This window comes from Clostridium sp. DL1XJH146, from assembly GCF_054819755.1.
This window is the reverse complement of the sequence record NZ_JBTVVN010000035.1, coordinates 1-17,336: the sequence shown is the minus strand read 5'-3', so window position 1 is coordinate 17,336 and position 17,336 is coordinate 1. Positions and strand designations below refer to the sequence as shown.

Below are 17,336 nucleotides of genomic sequence, written 5' to 3'. Positions count from 1 at the left end.
TTAACATTAAGAAACACGCTACTTTTTTTTAGGTAACGTGTTCTATTGTTTTAAAAATATAATTCTTACTTCAACGCATCCATTAAATTATTTATCAATTCTTTATATGCATCTGTATCATTAATATATTTTTCTAATTTACCTGCTTCTAGGCTTTCAACTAAATCTAAATCTATTGGCATTTCTTCAAGTAATGGAAGTCCTAAATATTCAGCATGCTCTACTGCATCCTTTTTACTAAATATTTTAATCTTTTCACCACATTTTTCACATACAACATAAGACATGTTTTCAACAGTACCTAATAGTTTAATATTCAATTTTTTAACCATGAACACAACTTTTTTAACTATCATTGATACCATGTCTTGTGGTGTTGAAACGATAACCATACCTGATAAAGGAATAGTTTGCATAACTGTTAAAGCTATATCTCCTGTTCCTGGTGGCATATCTATCAAAAGATAGTCTAACTCTCCCCACTCAGAATCTCCGTACATTTGATTCAATACCCCTGTTATTAATGGGCCTCTCCATATAACTGGTTGATCTTCATCTTCCATAAGTAGGTTTAAAGACATTACTTTTATTCCCATATCAGTTTCAACTGGAAATAATTTTACTATATTTTTTTCTGCATCTATTGGTATCATTTCAGCTCTAGATTCGTTAACACCCAATATTCTAGGCATAGATGGTCCAGTTATATCCGCATCAAGGACACCTACTTTATATCCTAATTTTGTAAGCTCCACAGCTAAAATTCCAGTTACTGTAGATTTACCTACTCCACCTTTACCACTAATAACACCTACAATATTCTTTATCTTTCCATACTTAGGTAATGTCTTACCACATTCTTCTTCGTTACACTGTCCTTTGCTAGGGCAATTATCACAATCACTCATTTTTTAACCCTCCTAAATCCGTTTATATTAACCACTTAATATTATAACACTAAACATATACATTTATCAAATGCCAATAACATTTATTTTCACGTTTTGTTTTTATATTAAAAAAAGAACTGTCTTTACAGTTCTTAGTATCCCTCTGGTTCTGAATAGTATAAATTGAATTTCCAACTATTTTCAAGATAGTTATTAACATAATAATATGTAGTAGTCTTATTTTCATCTTTATTATAAAATTCTATTCTACATTTGTAAATATCAGTTTTATATCCATCTGTAATAATCTTCATAGTAATTGTATTTGTATTTGAATCTGAATTTTTCTCCATAATTTTATTGTTATCCTCTAAATTATTTTTGAATTCTTCAATATCTAAACTCAATAAAAATTTAGTTGTTTCGATATCATCATAGAAATCAACTCCTATAGTTCCCTCATAATTAGTTTCTTCTCTATAGCTCTTTAGTGCCATAATCATAGTTTCGTAGTAAACTAAATTAAAATTTATTGGCTTTCTAATATTCCAAAAATAATTTATTATATCATTATCTAATTTTTTAGAAACTATATAATTATTATCATCATTATATAAATTACCTAATTCTGTTTTATCTAATCCTGATATGTAATAATATTTGTATGAATCAGAATCTTTACCCTCTAATGTAATAGTATAATCTGGCTGAAGAGTTATTTTATATTCTACCTCTTTTGCTTTAGAAAAAATATCATAAAAATCTAATATAGTACTTTTGTCCTGTACTATAAAGGTAAAAGACTTATCTCTTGTATTTTCTATAATTATTTTTTTAATATTTCCTTCTTTAATAATTTCAAAATCTGAATTTTTTAATCCAAATTTTATCATAGTTTCATCAATTTTATTACATCCAGTAATAAAAAAAACAGAACAAATAAATAACAAAAATATCTTAAAATACTTGCCCACTAATATGTCCTCCTATGCTTAAAATATATCTACTTGATTATAACATAAAAAATTTATATTCTCACTTAAGCTCTATTTTATTTACGATATTATTTAAAAGTTCAATATAATCTCCCGTTAAATCATCTTCTTTAGTATAAAATGCAAATCTAATAGTATTTTCATTATTCTCAATATAATACTCATACGTTCTATAATAAATATTATTAATCACTTTTATTTTGTAACTTAATATATATGCTTTTTTGCCTTTGATTCTTGTTGGAATAAGTGAATAATCCTTTATATCATTTTGTTTTTCTGATATCTCTTTACTGCTTTCAAGAAATTCTTCAATATTACTTTTTAATTGCCACACTTGAATAAATCCATTAATTTCACTATTTTCAGTTTTAAAATTATTGTGATAAATTATTTCTTTACTTCCGAAATCCTTTTCCTCCACAATCCAATCACTAGGAAGGTAGTATATCACACTTCCATCTAATGCATCAAATTTATTAAAGTCAATATTTTCTAATTCTAATTCTTTTTCAGTATAAGTATTCTGAGTTATTTGATTTCCCTTATCTAAAAAATTTCCCATCCAAAACAGTGAAATCATTAAAACAACTATCAATGTAGTAACCCCTACTTTTTTTGCATTAATAAAAAAGACTTTCATAACAATCCCCCATAAACTTGTTCATATTATTACAAATATATGTGGATAACGTGAGAATTATTAGTATTTACTTCTAAAGAGAATTTTAAAAAAGAAGTATTTTAGTTTTTCTAAAATACTTCTTCATTATATAACACAGATTATAAATTGTTCATTAAATAAGCATACACATATTAATCTTTTTATTTAACAGGAATAACGACACAAGAATTTTTAAAATCATAGAACATTAACCAATAACCCATATTTTCTTTCATGTCACTAGAGTTTTTCTTAGGTATCCAGGTTACAAACCCTGTAGTTCCTCCAAAAGGTTGATCATTCATATTATTCTTGCCTAGTATAGCATATACCATATACTGAATCTTGTTTCTTTTATCTTTTTTAAATCCAAACAAGAAATAACTCCATTTTTTTATATATTCATAATAAGTCATCATTGGATAATAAATAATTGAATACTTATTATAATCTTTATCCTTATCAACACAACTCATTTCTTCAAAATATATTTTATATAATTTACTATTTCCAATACTTATTGCAAAGTCATCATATTCTTCATATCCACAACATATTTTTTGTAAGAACTTAGCTGTTGATCCTTTATAGAATTCATCATTTTGTATTTTTTCTACTTTTTCATCTTTATTATTATCATCTTTATTCTTTTCTATATCTTTTTCATATTTATCAAATATACTATAATCTTGTTTATCCTCTTCTTTGTTTTCTTCTTTGTTTTGTTCTTTGTTTTGTTCTTTGTTTTGTTCTTTGTTTTGTTCTTTGTTTTGTTCTTTGTTTTGTTCTTTGTTCTCTTCTTTGTTTTCCTTCTCTTTTACTTCCTTATCATCATTATAATGTCGGTTTTCTTCTTCAAAATCACTATCTTTTAGTTCTTTTACAATATGCTCTTTAATTTTTTTATTCTCTTCAATATTTTCTTTTCCTTCTTTAGCTTCTTCTATAAAGTATGTTTTCCAATCTTTTGGAAGGTCTTCACCTACAGCACCACATAGAACTGATATTATGTTTTGATCTGTAATTTTAACTATGGCAGCACCTTTAACATCTTGCATGTTCATATGAGCATAGGCAATATTATTCTCTTCATATTCGAGCTTAACTTCTCCTCTTGCGCGCTCATCTAAGTTAATCTTGTTTAATTTTAATAATTTCTTCTTCTTTTCTGTACCAATCAAAACTGCATAATAAGGCTCCTGTGATTTTTTTAAATTTTGAATGAAAAAACTTATCTTTATTTTACTATTTCTCTTCTCTAGTTTAGCATAACCCGTTGCTTGCTTACCCTCGCCTACTGAATATCCTTTTTCATCTTCCTGTATTATTATAAAATATCTACTATAATTACCTCTTGAAGACATTTTAATCCCCCAATCTAATTATTCATTATTATAATATATGATTGAAAGACTAAATATTTCCTATTTTTTATTAATAAATTTATACAAAGTATCTGATAATCTTCCAAACTCTTCTATACTAAGGGTTTCACCTCTTCTTTTTATCTCTATATTAGCTTCTTCAAATAATTTTTCAATATCATCTACCTCAATTAAATTCAAACTTTTAATTACATTTCTAAGTGTCTTTCTTCTTAAATTAAAAGATTGTCTAACAATTTTCATAAACAACACTTCATCAATAACTTTCGCTCTTGTTTTTGGTAATTTTTTTAACTGTATAACCATTGAATCAACCTTAGGGCTCGGGATAAAGCTAGTAGAAGGAACTGTTGCTATAATTTCTACATCACAATAATATTGAACAAGTATTGTAAGCGAACCATACTCTTTAGTAGATGGTTTAGCCGCAATTCTCTGAGCCACTTCTTTTTGTATCATAATAGTAAGCAGGTCAAAAGACTTTACTTCCTTTAAGATTTTAGCTATTATGGGAGTGGTTACATAATAAGGCAAATTGGCTATAAACTTAACATTCTTTTCATCTTCAATAATTTCATTAAAATCTATTTTCAACGCATCTTTATTTATTAATTGAAAATTATCATAATCTTCTAGTTCTTTTTCAAGTATTGGTATCAATGTACTATCTAATTCAATTGCACATACTTTTTTAGCCTTTTCCAATAATTCTTTTGTTAATGTTCCTACCCCTGGGCCTATTTCAATGACCAAATCATCTTTGGTTACATTTGAACTATCAACAATATCTTTTAATACTGATTCATCTTTTAAAAAATTCTGACCTAAACTCTTAGTAAATTTAAAATCATATTTCCGAACTATTTCTTTTGTATTTAAATTACCCATTTTCAATCTCCTCAGTTACTTTTTTTAAAGTTTTGATGAATTCTTCTTTTGTTATACCATAATTATTTAATCTTGTAATAAATTGATTTGAATTACAATATCCAATTCTTAAATCTCTACATAAAAGTTCTCTTTTCCTCTTAGCTTTTTGGCTGCCTGTCAAATCAAAAAAGAATATATCGGCTATTGTAAACTCTACTCTTTCTTGCTTAACTTCATATTTAGCTGCTGCTAAAGCTTTTCTAATTGTTTCTACAGATGCATTTTCAACACCTATATTAGTGCCTTTAAGTCCTTCTTCTCTACTAATATATGCATGCTTTATTCCTTCTACTCTTTTAGATATAATCTTTCTTATTTTTTCTCCTGCATGATCAGGATCGGTAAAAACAATAACACCTTGTCTTTTTTGTGCTTCTTTTATTCTTTCTATAACTTTATAGTTTATTCCAAATCCTCCTACAGCTATAACCTCTGCATCAACGGCCTTTTTTATAGCAGTTATATCATCTCTACCCTCTACTACAATGACTTCTTTTATCATTAATAAAAAATGCTCCTTTTTAGGGTTTTACAGTGAATACCCTATACCTATTTTAATAATTTATTTTTTATATATTCTATAATCAAGTTTCTAATTAAACTATTAATTTATACATAAAAAATCACATATATCTGTTAATTGTAAAACTAAATTTTAGTATCACAATATTTATCTTATCCTATAATCCTATCTTGTCAAGCTTATAGCCCTCATTTAGCTAGTAAAATCATCCACAATTGCAAATTGCAAATTGCTAATTGAACATTGCTAATTTGTTTTATAGCCCAAAATAAAAGAACTGCTAAAAAGCAGTTCTTTTATTTTTAGTTATTTAAGTAAATATACTTTAATATACTTTACTCCATATGCATTTGATTCATTCGTTGTGTTAAAATAAAGGTCAATATCATTACCTTTTATAGCTCCACCAATATCAGCAGCAATTGCATATCCATAACCTTCAACATATAGCTTTGAACCAAGAGGTATAACATTAGGATCTACTGCTACAGTACTATACCCACTAGGGTCTCTTACTACATGCATTCCACTGTAAGTAATTCCCCATCCTGGACTATCAGATGTTTTACCTGTGTCTGCATAACTCAAAGAATATGCAGTTGCTCTCATAGTAAATTGTTCTTTGTAAGTAATATCTCCACCCCTAGATAGAGTAAGCTTGCCCAAAGTTCCTACAGCAACAATTTCTTTAGTAGGTTCTTTTACAACCTCATCACTAATTACTGCTCTTGAAACTTCTTCACCATTTTCTAAAACAACTTCAGTTTTTATTTCTCTTTCCCCTAGCTTACCTTCTTGTACTACTGTTTTAGTTCCTTCATATGCGTTGTAATCTTTTTTAATCTCAGATGCATATTCAATTTCTTGACTTTCAACTTCTACTTTCTTTTCAACTTCGACAATAGTTATTTGTTGCCCATCAACAATCTCATCATCAAGTGACGCGGATAACTTATCATCAGAATCATATTCAATTCCTTCTACTGCTAACATACTGCCAACATTATCTTCAGCTGTCATAACAGTTTGTACATCATCACCGACTTGGATTGTTACACTTTTAGCCTTTACAATACTTATCATATCTCCTTCAGCTAATGTACTTTTCAAGCTTGGCTCAATTTTGTCTTTTGGCCCTAACACGATATCGTTACTTGAAAGTATGCTTTGCACTTCACTTCTATATGTTGTAACTTCAAGTTCATTTCCGTCAATAACTATCTTTATTGTCTTTTCCATGTTTAATATACTAACAATTGATGCAAATAGAACTAGCACGAAAAAGCAAAACGTCAGTAGTTTCGTTGAAAAATATTTTTTCAACTTGTTGTTCGTTGATATTTCCATATATTACCTCCTTGGCAAAACAACTTCGTTCATTATACCTTATAACGTCAACAACGTCAAATTTCAAAAAGTTGAATGTCCTTTTGTAAATATATAAATGCATAATATGCATATATGTTACATGGAATATGAATATTTTCGCGTGAAATTTTACTTAAAACAAGTCTCTAATAGTTTATTAATTAAATACTAAATAAATTCCTAGTATTTTCTAAAGCAGCTTCTTCAATCTCTTCATATGAAACTCCTCGTAATTCTGCTATTATCTCAATAATATATTTTATGTAATCTGACCTATTGCGCTTCCCCCTAAATGGAGTCGGTGTCATATATGGACAATCAGTTTCTACTAAAAGTTTTTCTAGTGGAACTATCTTTGCTACCTCTTTGATTTTTTTAGCATTTTTAAAGGTAACAACACCAGTAAAACCTATGTAATAGCCTTCTTCTATACACAGTCTTGCAAACTCAGGACTTCCAGAAAAACTATGAATTACTCCTGTTACCTTAGGAAATTTCTTTATCACATTTAACACATCTCCATGGGCTTCTCTATCATGTATAACAACAGGAAGGTTTAATTCTTCAGCAAGTTGCATCTGTTTCTCCATTACCTTTATCTGAACTTCTTTAGAAGGATTTTCATCCCAATAGTAGTCTAATCCAATTTCACCAATAGCTTTAACTTTTTTATCTTTGGCCATATTTTTTATGTTTATATACATATTATCGTCAAATTCACCTGCAAATTCAGGGTGTATACCTACTGCAGCATAAAAAAAGTCATTTTCCTTAGCTAATTTTAGTGATTTTTCAGTACCATCATAAGAGGAACCACAATTAAGCACTCCAACTATCCCATTTTGTCTAAGTTCTTCAATAATAATTTCTCTATCTTCATCAAAGCTTTCATCATCATAATGTGCATGAGAATCAAAAATCATACTCTACCTCCTAATGGAAATTTAGTTATGATACTAATATTATATCATCTTTTTAAAATTTGGCAATTTATTGGAGTTTAATTTGCAGTGTTGTTATATTATACCAATATCATTATATATAAGAAACTACAGCTGAAAGTAATCCCATAATGCATCCTAGGAGAGCTCCAAGCCATGTAATAGCACCTAATTCTTTACTAGCGATTTCTAAAATTATATCTTCTGCATAAGATACTTCAAAAGAATTTATTTTGTCTTCAACTATCTTTCTAATTTCAAATGCTTCAATAAAATCAACAGCACTATTTTCTACAAATCTATCATATACTATTTGTACAAAATCTGCAGAACTATCAGATAAACTTCTACTACTATTTATAGAAATATCTTTTAATTTATAAGATAATAATTTATCTACAACTTGCTCAACGTATTCTTTAACTTTATTACTGAATTCTTCACTATTTGCTAATTTAATTATTTCAGCATCAAGAATTCTTTTAACTTTTGCTATTATATCTTCGTCAAAACTATCAATAAGCTCCTTCAAAGTCTCTGTAGCCAAAATATTTTTTTCAAATATTTCCATCATTTCATTAATGCTATTTTCTTTAAAAATATTTTCCATAATAGCTTTAGTTACTGTATTAATAGATCTATATAAGCTCTCTCCAAAGCCATCTTTGATATTCTTAACTTCAGATTCTATAATTTTATCAATAACTTTATTCAAAATTAAAGCAATATCTTTTTGCGTATTCTCATCTTTTAATTGAGCACTTAAAGAAGTCATCACCTTTTCATTTATTGAATCAGGATTCACAAACATTGCTATCATTGGATTTATATTAGAACTAATCAATTTTGAAATAGTTTCCCTGATTTTTTCTTTTACTGAATCTTCTTGTATAAATTTATCTATTTCTGTTGAAATACTCTCACTATTATTATATATGTACACTTTAACAGAACCAATAATTTCAGTAGGAATTACATCATTAAGTCTTTTACCGTCCTCACTAAAATCATCAATCTTTTTAACTATAGATTTATTTATACTTTCAGCTAATTCGTCAGAATCTTTTAGTTTTATTATTTTATTTAACATTTTAATTCTAAAATCTTTATAAAAACCACTTTCAATGAAGTCCTTAGTACTAAATTGGAGTTTTTCATTAACAGTATCCATGATATTAGAAATCAAATCATTACGAACTTCAGTATTTTTTAGTTGATTAATTATGTATCCTGAAGTTTTGTCCTCTAAATTAACGACAAGTTTTTCATATTTATCTCCTAAAAACACTTTTATTTCTTCTCCTATAGAAGCTCCTTTTTTTTCAACAACTTCAACTTTGTCTTTAACCCAAGTCCTTAGTTTTCCATTCATCTCATCAGAACATAATGATTCAACGATTGTCTCTGATGTTAAAAGGTGCTCCCCTATGGCTTCTCCTACACTTTTAGCTATTCTATCTTTTTCCTTAGGTATAAGTCCTGGTGTAAATGGAACTTTAAACCCAAATATTCTTTTCTCTTCATAAGGTCTAAAAAGCATCTTAATGGCTAGCCAATTTGTAATATATCCAATTATAGACCCCACAACTGCTGTAAATAACACTCTCAACATTACTTCTTTCGTCATCTTCAACTACTTCCTTTTCTATTAAATTATCTCTTAACTACCTTAAACTACCCTTAATTTTACTACAAAAAAAATATTAAATAAAGATTTATTGTAAAGCTATGTTTTAGAATGTTGTTAATATTAAACATTTTGCTAAATAAATTGGTTTAATCCAAATAATAATTTGCAAATATTTCATAAATTGAACCTATTGATTTGAGCAATACCTTACAAATCAATAATTCTCTAAAACAGAGCCTAATTTTTAATAAAACTTGGTTCCCGTTATAATTACCTACAAAATCTAATAGCAACATACCAAAAATTAAAAGAGGATTCCTTAATATACTAAGAAACCCCCTTATAAAACTAACTATTTTTCTTTGTAGAAATACTCTATTATATCCCTGTATAATCTTTTATCTTTGTCTTTTATCTTTGTCTTTTATCTTTGTCTTTTATCTTTGTCTTTTATCTTTGTCTTTTATCTCTTCCTTTTCACCCTAAGTGAAAAGTTCTCTAATCCTCTATAAATTCAAAGATTTTCTGAGGCACGAAGAAAATCCTCCTCAATTGTGCATTGTGCATTGTGCATTGCTCTTATCTTACCTCTGCCCCTGTAGGTAGCACGCCAGGGTCAACAGCAAATAATTTATCTTTATCATCTGATGCTGCAAGTATCATTCCTTGTGAAAGTTCTCCTCTTAATTTAACTGGTTTTAAATTCGCTACTAACACTACATATTTTCCAATCAAATCTTCTGGTTTATAGAATTTAGCTATACCTGATATAACCTGCCTTTCCTCTTTACCTAATTGAACTTTTAGCTTAAGTAATTTATTAGCTTTTTTAACAGGCTCACATTCTAATACTTTAACAACTCTTAAATCTAATTTGTCAAAATCTTCTATTGTGATTTCAGGTTTTATCTGTTTTACTTCAAATTCTTCTTCCTTTGGCTCATTAGCTCCTGATGCCTCTAAAGCCTTTTGTCTTTCTTCTTCTAATTCTTCTAATTTAGCATCCATATCTATTCTAGGGAATATTGGCTCGCCCTTATCTAACTTAGTACCAGCTTTTGTACCATCAAAAGATACAATTGTATCCCAGCTAGTAAGCTCAGTTTTTAATTGTGTATTTATTTTTTTACTTGTATCTGGCAAGAATGAAGCTAATAGTACAGATGTAATTCTTAAACTTTCTGCTAAATTGTATAATACTGTACCTAATCTTTCTTTTTTACTTTCATCCTTTGCTAATATCCAAGGAGTCGTTTCATCTATATATTTATTACTTCTTCTTACTAATTTCCATATTTCATCTAATGCTTCCGGTAATTTTAAACTATCCATTTTTGCTTCTACTTTTTCAGATGCCTCAAGTGCTATTTGAATTAATGAACTGTCAATTTCTTCTTTCGCAGTTGGTGCTTGAATAACTCCATCAAAGTATTTGTTAATCATTGCAATTGTTCTATTTAAAAGATTTCCTAAATCATTTGCAAGATCTGAATTTGTTTTATTTATAAATAATTCGTTGTTGAAAATACCATCTTGACCAAAAGGTATTTCATGAAGAAGATAGTATCTTACTGCGTCAACTCCAAAATGTTTTACTAATATTACAGGGTCAACTACATTTCCTTTAGATTTAGACATTTTACCCCCATCTACTAAAAGCCAACCATGCCCAAATATTTGTTTTGGAAGCTCAAGTCCAAGTGCCATTAACATAATCGGCCAATATATTGTGTGAAATCTCAAAATATCTTTACCTACTAAATGTACATTTGCTGGCCAATATTTATTGTATAATTCATCCTTTTCTTGATCATATCCAAGTGCTGTTATATAGTTAGATAAAGCATCTACCCAAACATAAATAACGTGTTTTTCATCAAAAGTAACTGGAATCCCCCAATCAAATGTAGTTCTAGAAACACATAAATCTTGAAGACCAGGTCTTAAGAAATTATTAAGCATTTCATTCTTTCTTGACTCAGGTTGAATAAATTCTGGATGAGTTTCAATGTATTCAATCAATCTGTCAGCGTATTTTGACATTTTGAAGAAATATGCTTCTTCTTTTGCCTTTTCAACTGGTCTGCCACAATCAGGACACTTACCATCTACAAGTTGAGTTTCAGTCCAAAAAGACTCGCAAGGGGTACAATACCAACCTTCATACTCACTTTTATAAATATCACCTTGATCATACAATTGCTTAAATATCTTTTGAACAGTTTTTACATGATAATCATCAGTTGTTCTGATAAATTTATCATAAGAAATATTCATAAGCTCCCATAATTCTTTAATACCCTCTACAACTCCATCAATATACTCGATAGGTGTAACCCCATTATTTTCTGCTATTCTTTGTAACTTTTGTCCATGCTCATCAGTTCCTGTTAGGAAAAAAGTATCATGTCCTGTTAATTTCTTGAATCTTGCAATAGCATCAGCAGCAACAGTAGTATAGGTATTACCTATATGTAATTTTGCTGATGGATAATAAATCGGCGTAGTAATGTAATAATTTTTTTTATTCATTTTGTATCCTCCCGTTTTCTTTATAAAGATAATTTGCAATTTGCAATGTTCAATTTGCAATTTATATTGATTTTCTTCCCTTTGGTCAGAAAATCTCTAATTAATTTAATAATTAAAGATTTTGCGTAGCAAAATCATCCTTAATTGTGCATTGTGCATTGTGCATTGTGCATTGAATTAAATGCATTGTGCATTGAATTAAATGCATTGTGCATTGAACTAAAAAAAGCCCCTAAACATACTAAAAGTACATTTAGAGACGTATATACGTGTTACCACCCTAATTTATCTTTATCTCACAATAAAGATCTCAATAAGTGACTCCTCAAAAAGATTTTATCACTTTGCATTTTAACGGTTGCAACCGAATTGTCCTAATTAATACTCAGACAAACTGCTCCGAGGCCATCTTCATAAGTTATTACAACGCTAACTTTCACCTTTTTGCTAGCTCTCTTTAGATGTTTTCACTTACTACTCTTCTCTTCATTGCATTTATTTGTTATCTCAACTAAAATATTATGATAAAATCCTTAGTATGTCAATATTATTACCAAAAAAGTTTTATTTATTCTTATAATCATTATGTGCTATAATTTTTTCATAAAGAAATTGAGGTGATAAAATGAGTATCAAAGTTTTATTAATTGAAGATGAAGAATCTATAAGAAAATTCACTAAAATAGTATTAAGAAAAGAAGGTTACATTATTTTTGAAGCAGGTACAGGCGAAGAAGGTTTAGAAATACTAGCACTTGAAAATCCAGATATTGTTTTACTAGATATAATGCTTCCTGGAATAAATGGATTTGAAGTATGTGATATACTGCGTAAGAACCATCCTACTATTGGAGTTATTATGTTAACTGCTAGGGGTCAAAATTTAGATAAAGTAAAAGGTCTTCAAAGTGGTGCTGACGATTATATGGTTAAACCTTTTAATCCTATTGAATTATCTGCAAGAATACAATCATTACTAAGAAGATTAAATCCTGAAAACATAACAAAAAATAATTTAATTCTTTCCGGTCCATTCAAGATAGCCCTAGATAATAAAAAAGCTTATAAAGGAAGCGTAGAATTAAACTTAACTCCTAAAGAATTTCTGCTTCTTAAAATCTTCATAGAAAATAAAAATAAGGCCCTAAGTCGTGGTGACCTATTAGATATCGTTTGGGGATATAATTTTGTTGGAGACCCTAAGATTGTAGACGTAAATATAAGAAGATTAAGAAGTAAACTTGAAGATGATGCATCGAATCCAAAATATATAGAAACTGTATGGGGTATGGGATATCGCTGGAAGGAGAATTAACTTGAAATCAATTAGAACAAAAATTATACTAAGTTACTTCCTCATAATATTTATTACAATAATCCTTTCAGAAATTGCAATAATAACAATCTTTAGAAACAATTATTATAGCAATACTAAATCAATTTTAACTAATCAAATAATATTTTCTTCTGATAATTATAGCACTTTTTTTTCATCTAGGTCCCTTAAAGAAAATATTGCAAATGATGTAGATACCTTTTGGAGAAATACTAATGCTGAAGTTCAAATCATTGATTTAGATGGAAATTTATTAATGGATTCTATCGGTTACCTTCCAAATAACACTATAAACACTATAGATTTTACAATGGCTTTATCAGGTGAATTAGGTTCCTATGTTTACACATCAAGTTCAGCTGTATGGTCTGAAAACCTTATGAGTGTAGCCTATCCATTAAAATCAAAAGATGAAATAGTTGGTGTTATTAGGTTTATTACATCATTAAAAAAAGTTGATGAAGAAATCAAATACGTATCAATGGCATTGCTTTTAATTGGTTTTTCAGTTATTGTAATCACGGCTTTAATTAGCCTAATAATTGCTAACAGTATAACTAAGCCTATATCTAATATAATCAAAGGAACTGAAAACTTTATCGCTGGTGATTTCGATAAAAAAATCAAAAAGATTTCTAATGATGAATTAGGTAAACTTACTGATACATTAAACTTTATGTCAGAAGAAATAATTAAAAATGAAAAACTCAAAAACGAATTTATTGCTTCTGTATCTCATGAATTAAGAACCCCTTTAACCTCTATAAAAGGATGGGCAATTACCCTTAATCTTTTAGGTGAAAATGAAAAAGAGTATTTTGATGAGGGACTTAAAATTATTAATGATGAAACTGACAGATTGACTCTTTTAGTAGAGGAACTATTAGATTTTTCTAAGCTATCCTCTGGTAAAATTACATTGGATAAAAATCAATTGCAAATTAATTCTTTTATTAAAGATATATTACATCAACTAGCTCCACGATTTATGGAAAAACAATTAAAAATCAGTTTTGATGCTGACAAAAAACTGGATTATATAATCGGAGATAAAAATCGACTTCGTCAAGCTTTAATTAATATTTTAGATAATGCCTATAAATTTACTTCCTGCAATGATTCTATAAACATAAAAACAAGTTTAGTATCAAACAATAATCTTTTGATACAAATTTCTGATACAGGTTGTGGAATCCCAGAAGAAGAACTAAAACATATAACTAAAAAATTTTATAAAGGTAAAAATGTAAATTCTAGAAACGGAATAGGTTTATCCGTGACAAAAGAAATAATTAATATGCATAATGGCAATATAATTATTGAAAGTAAGGTTAATATAGGTACTATAGTTAAAATACACCTGCCTTTAGAGGCTTCTATTTAACGTTTTTGTAACCTAATTAACCTAATTAATTTTTATAATTATATTGAACAACTTACGGAGGTAACTTAATGAAGTATAAAAAATTCCTACAATACATTTTACTTATAATAATACTAATTTTATCCTCAGTTTCATGTTCTTATGCACCAAATATGGAGAAATCTGATATAGTTGCCCCTAGTTATGGTGAAAACCCTCTCATAGGTAATTGGAAGGTAACCAATGTTGTATCCCCAAACACTTTTTCTGATGACAAAGACTCTTTGTTAAACTGGCTAGGTGCAGAAGTATATTTCACAGAACAAGAAGCTTTAATTAATGGTTTTCAATATATTAATCCAAACTATAAAATAAAAACAGTAAATGCAAATGAATATTTCTTAAACACCTATAATGTAGCTGCTAAAAGTTTAGCGATAGAAGATGATGAATTAAAAGTAATCACTATAAGTGTTAACCAAACGTTCCTAAATAATTTTGTTATTATTTCTGAAGACTATATGGTTACATACTTTGATAATCTATTTATTTTTTTAGAGAAATCAACAACTCTTAATAATGAAAATGTCGTAACTGATGATATTAGCAAAAGCTTAAATATCGATAGTGCAAATTCAAATAATGTATCTGATGAAAATACCACTGTTGAATCAGGTATACTACTAAGCTTTAAACATTATGAACAAAAAGATTATGAAATACCTTATTCTACCAACGAAGAAACTTACGAACCTGCTTATAGAACTATTTGGATTGATTTTAATGGTGCCTATGTAAAATCAATAAAAGAACTTCCCTACATACTATTGCCAAGACTCAGTGGGTTTTGGAAAATTTCTACCGAACGCACAATAAATACCACTGATACTGAAAACTATATTGAGGATTCTTTATTCGCTTCACCTATAGGTATTGAAATAAAAAACCCTGAAACAAATTATGTTTATCCTGATAATAATAAATTCAGCTCTCTCTTAGATATATATTTTGTTGGAAATGATTATATTTCCATAGAATATAACGGAACTGGATTTTCAAGTAGCCAGAATCGTTCATATAAATATAACAGCTTAAGAGTATTGCCTATTGATACTATCTATAATTTCAATGAAACACCTGTACCGATTACAGAATTAATGGGTGCTGTCGGTGAAGAAGCCTTACAGCAAGGTGCTATATCTTTTCTTAATTCTATAAGGGAAGATGAAAGAAATGCTTATGAAAATATTCCAGATAATTTAAGCTTTGGAGTAGAAAGAAGTGAAGGTAAGTGGACACTAATTGGTAGATTAAACAATTCTACTTCCGCTTCAAAAGGATTATTTAATGACTTTGAAATTCCAACCATACCACCTAAAGAATTAGTAGGTTATGATTATTTATATACTTCTTGGAATGTAATTAAAGAAGATTTTCCTGATGCAATTGATGCTTTTGTTTCCCCAAACAAAAATTTCATTGTAATTATGCAACAAAATAAATTAGAAGGTTATAAAATTTCAGACGGAATTATTCAAAGCAAAAAACTCTTCACCTTTGATCTATTAGAAGATGAAATACCTATTATGTCCCAATGGTCAACGGGTTCATATGTTAACAAATGGAATGAAACATTTACTGATTTATCAAAAGAAAAATAAGGGATGAGATATAATGAAAAACAAGAAGAAACTTATTTTAGGATTAATAATTGGAGCTTTATTAATTTTTACAGTTGGCTGTCAAGGAACAAATGCTAAACAAACTGAAAATTCAAATCAAAATAAATCTGTTGATGAAGAAAACAATACTAGCAGCAACAAATCCGAAGATGTTTCAGAAACAGAAAATACTTCAGCTGAAAATGCAAATAATGTAGATGATACTAAAAAATCTGCTGGTGATTCAGAAGAAGCATCTGATAAAACAACAGAGCAAGAAGTTTCTGCTGATGAAAAAATTGTTTATCTAACATTTGATGATGGTCCTTCTGAAAATGTTACTCCTAGAGTTCTAAAAATATTAGACGATTATGATGTTAAAGCTACATTCTTTGTTATGGGTCTTAAAGCAGAAAAATATCCAGATTTAATATTAGAGGAACATAATAATGGGCATATTGTAGCAAACCATACTTATAGTCATGATTTAGACTATTTATATGAAAATCCTGATAATTTTATGGAAGATGTGCTAAAGTGTGAAAATGTGTTAAAAAGTATCATCGATGGATATGATTATAAATTAATTCGTTTTCCTGAAGGAGCTTTCCATGATAAAAAAGCTGACCACAGAGAAAGAGTAGAATCTGAAGGATATCACTATATAGATTGGAATTGCATAAACGGAGATTACATGGGTAACTCAATACCTGCTGATGAGTTAGTCCAATACGTAAAAGATACTTATAGGGACCAGCAAAAAGTTGTGCTACTAATGCATGATTCAACACCAAAAGAAACCACTGCTGATGCTCTTCCAGAAATAATAGAATTTTTCCAAGAGAAAGGATATACTTTTAAAAACTTAGAAAAATTAACACACTAATACCATTTTAAAATTATAATTTGCAATTTGCAATTTGCAATTTGCAATTATGGAAGATTCTCGGCTGGCGCCGAGAATCTTTGTTTTTTCACTTAATTAAAGATTTTGCTACCGCAAAATCATCCTTAATTGTGCATTGTGCATTGTGCATTGTTCATTGTGCATTGTGCATTGTGCATTGGTAGAGTAGGTCGGAGGCTCTCGCCTCTTTCCCCTCATCAAACCGTGCATG

General features: G+C 28.6%; 14 protein-coding genes and 1 other annotated feature. Of the genes, 4 read left to right on the top strand and 10 right to left on the bottom strand.

The window, feature by feature from the left end; all coding sequences use genetic code 11:
- Positions 1–65 precede the first annotated feature (65 nt).
- The 10 genes from ACVHXK_RS14590 to metG form a co-directional block, all read right to left on the bottom strand.
- Positions 66–908: an Mrp/NBP35 family ATP-binding protein gene (locus ACVHXK_RS14590; protein WP_461207144.1), complete on the bottom strand. Its 843-nt coding sequence runs from the start codon at positions 906–908 to the stop codon at positions 66–68.
- Between the two features lie 134 nt (positions 909–1,042).
- Positions 1,043–1,864: a hypothetical protein gene (locus ACVHXK_RS14585; RefSeq protein WP_461207143.1), complete on the bottom strand. Its 822-nt coding sequence runs from the start codon at positions 1,862–1,864 to the stop codon at positions 1,043–1,045.
- Positions 1,865–1,925: 61 nt separating this feature from the next.
- A complete protein-coding gene (locus tag ACVHXK_RS14580; RefSeq protein WP_461207142.1) occupies positions 1,926–2,528 on the bottom strand; it encodes a hypothetical protein in 603 nt (200 codons plus the stop codon).
- Between the two features lie 182 nt (positions 2,529–2,710).
- Positions 2,711–3,913 (bottom strand): DUF7922 domain-containing protein, encoded by a 1,203-nt coding sequence (locus tag ACVHXK_RS14575; RefSeq protein ID WP_461207141.1) that lies wholly within the window; start codon positions 3,911–3,913, stop codon positions 2,711–2,713.
- A 60-nt stretch (positions 3,914–3,973) separates the two neighbouring features.
- The gene (rsmA, locus tag ACVHXK_RS14570) at positions 3,974–4,822 is read right to left on the bottom strand and encodes a 16S rRNA (adenine(1518)-N(6)/adenine(1519)-N(6))-dimethyltransferase RsmA (protein ID WP_461207140.1); all 849 of its coding nucleotides are present in this window, start codon (positions 4,820–4,822) and stop codon (positions 3,974–3,976) included.
- Positions 4,815–5,366: a ribonuclease M5 gene (rnmV, locus tag ACVHXK_RS14565; RefSeq protein ID WP_461207139.1), complete on the bottom strand. Its 552-nt coding sequence runs from the start codon at positions 5,364–5,366 to the stop codon at positions 4,815–4,817. The genes rsmA and rnmV overlap by 8 nt, the downstream gene beginning before the upstream one ends.
- Before the next feature lie 327 nt (positions 5,367–5,693).
- Positions 5,694–6,734 (bottom strand): 3D domain-containing protein, encoded by a 1,041-nt coding sequence (locus tag ACVHXK_RS14560; RefSeq protein ID WP_461207138.1) that lies wholly within the window; start codon positions 6,732–6,734, stop codon positions 5,694–5,696.
- Positions 6,735–6,916: 182 nt separating this feature from the next.
- On the bottom strand, positions 6,917–7,678 hold the full coding sequence (locus ACVHXK_RS14555) for a TatD family hydrolase (protein ID WP_461207137.1): 762 nt from the start codon (positions 7,676–7,678) through the stop codon (positions 6,917–6,919).
- Between the two features lie 112 nt (positions 7,679–7,790).
- A complete protein-coding gene (locus ACVHXK_RS14550; RefSeq protein ID WP_461207136.1) occupies positions 7,791–9,323 on the bottom strand; it encodes a DUF445 family protein in 1,533 nt (510 codons plus the stop codon).
- 582 nt (positions 9,324–9,905) lie between these two features.
- Entirely contained in the window at positions 9,906–11,858 is a 1,953-nt protein-coding gene (gene metG, locus ACVHXK_RS14545) for a methionine--tRNA ligase (RefSeq protein ID WP_461207135.1), read from the bottom strand.
- Between the two features lie 252 nt (positions 11,859–12,110).
- Positions 12,111–12,357, bottom strand: a binding site (T-box leader).
- 126 nt (positions 12,358–12,483) lie between these two features.
- On the opposite strand from metG, the gene ACVHXK_RS14540 reads away from it, so the two are divergent.
- From ACVHXK_RS14540 to ACVHXK_RS14525, 4 genes are all read left to right on the top strand, one after another.
- Positions 12,484–13,173: a response regulator transcription factor gene (locus ACVHXK_RS14540; RefSeq protein ID WP_461207134.1), complete on the top strand. Its 690-nt coding sequence runs from the start codon at positions 12,484–12,486 to the stop codon at positions 13,171–13,173.
- A 1-nt stretch (position 13,174) separates the two neighbouring features.
- Positions 13,175–14,578, top strand: a complete 1,404-nt coding sequence (locus ACVHXK_RS14535; RefSeq protein WP_461207133.1) for a sensor histidine kinase — start codon at positions 13,175–13,177, stop codon at positions 14,576–14,578.
- A 68-nt stretch (positions 14,579–14,646) separates the two neighbouring features.
- A complete protein-coding gene (locus tag ACVHXK_RS14530) occupies positions 14,647–16,218 on the top strand; it encodes a hypothetical protein (RefSeq protein WP_461207132.1) in 1,572 nt (523 codons plus the stop codon).
- A gap of 13 nt (positions 16,219–16,231) precedes the next feature.
- The gene (locus ACVHXK_RS14525; RefSeq protein ID WP_461207131.1) at positions 16,232–17,104 is read left to right on the top strand and encodes a polysaccharide deacetylase family protein; all 873 of its coding nucleotides are present in this window, start codon (positions 16,232–16,234) and stop codon (positions 17,102–17,104) included.
- Positions 17,105–17,336 lie beyond the last annotated feature (232 nt).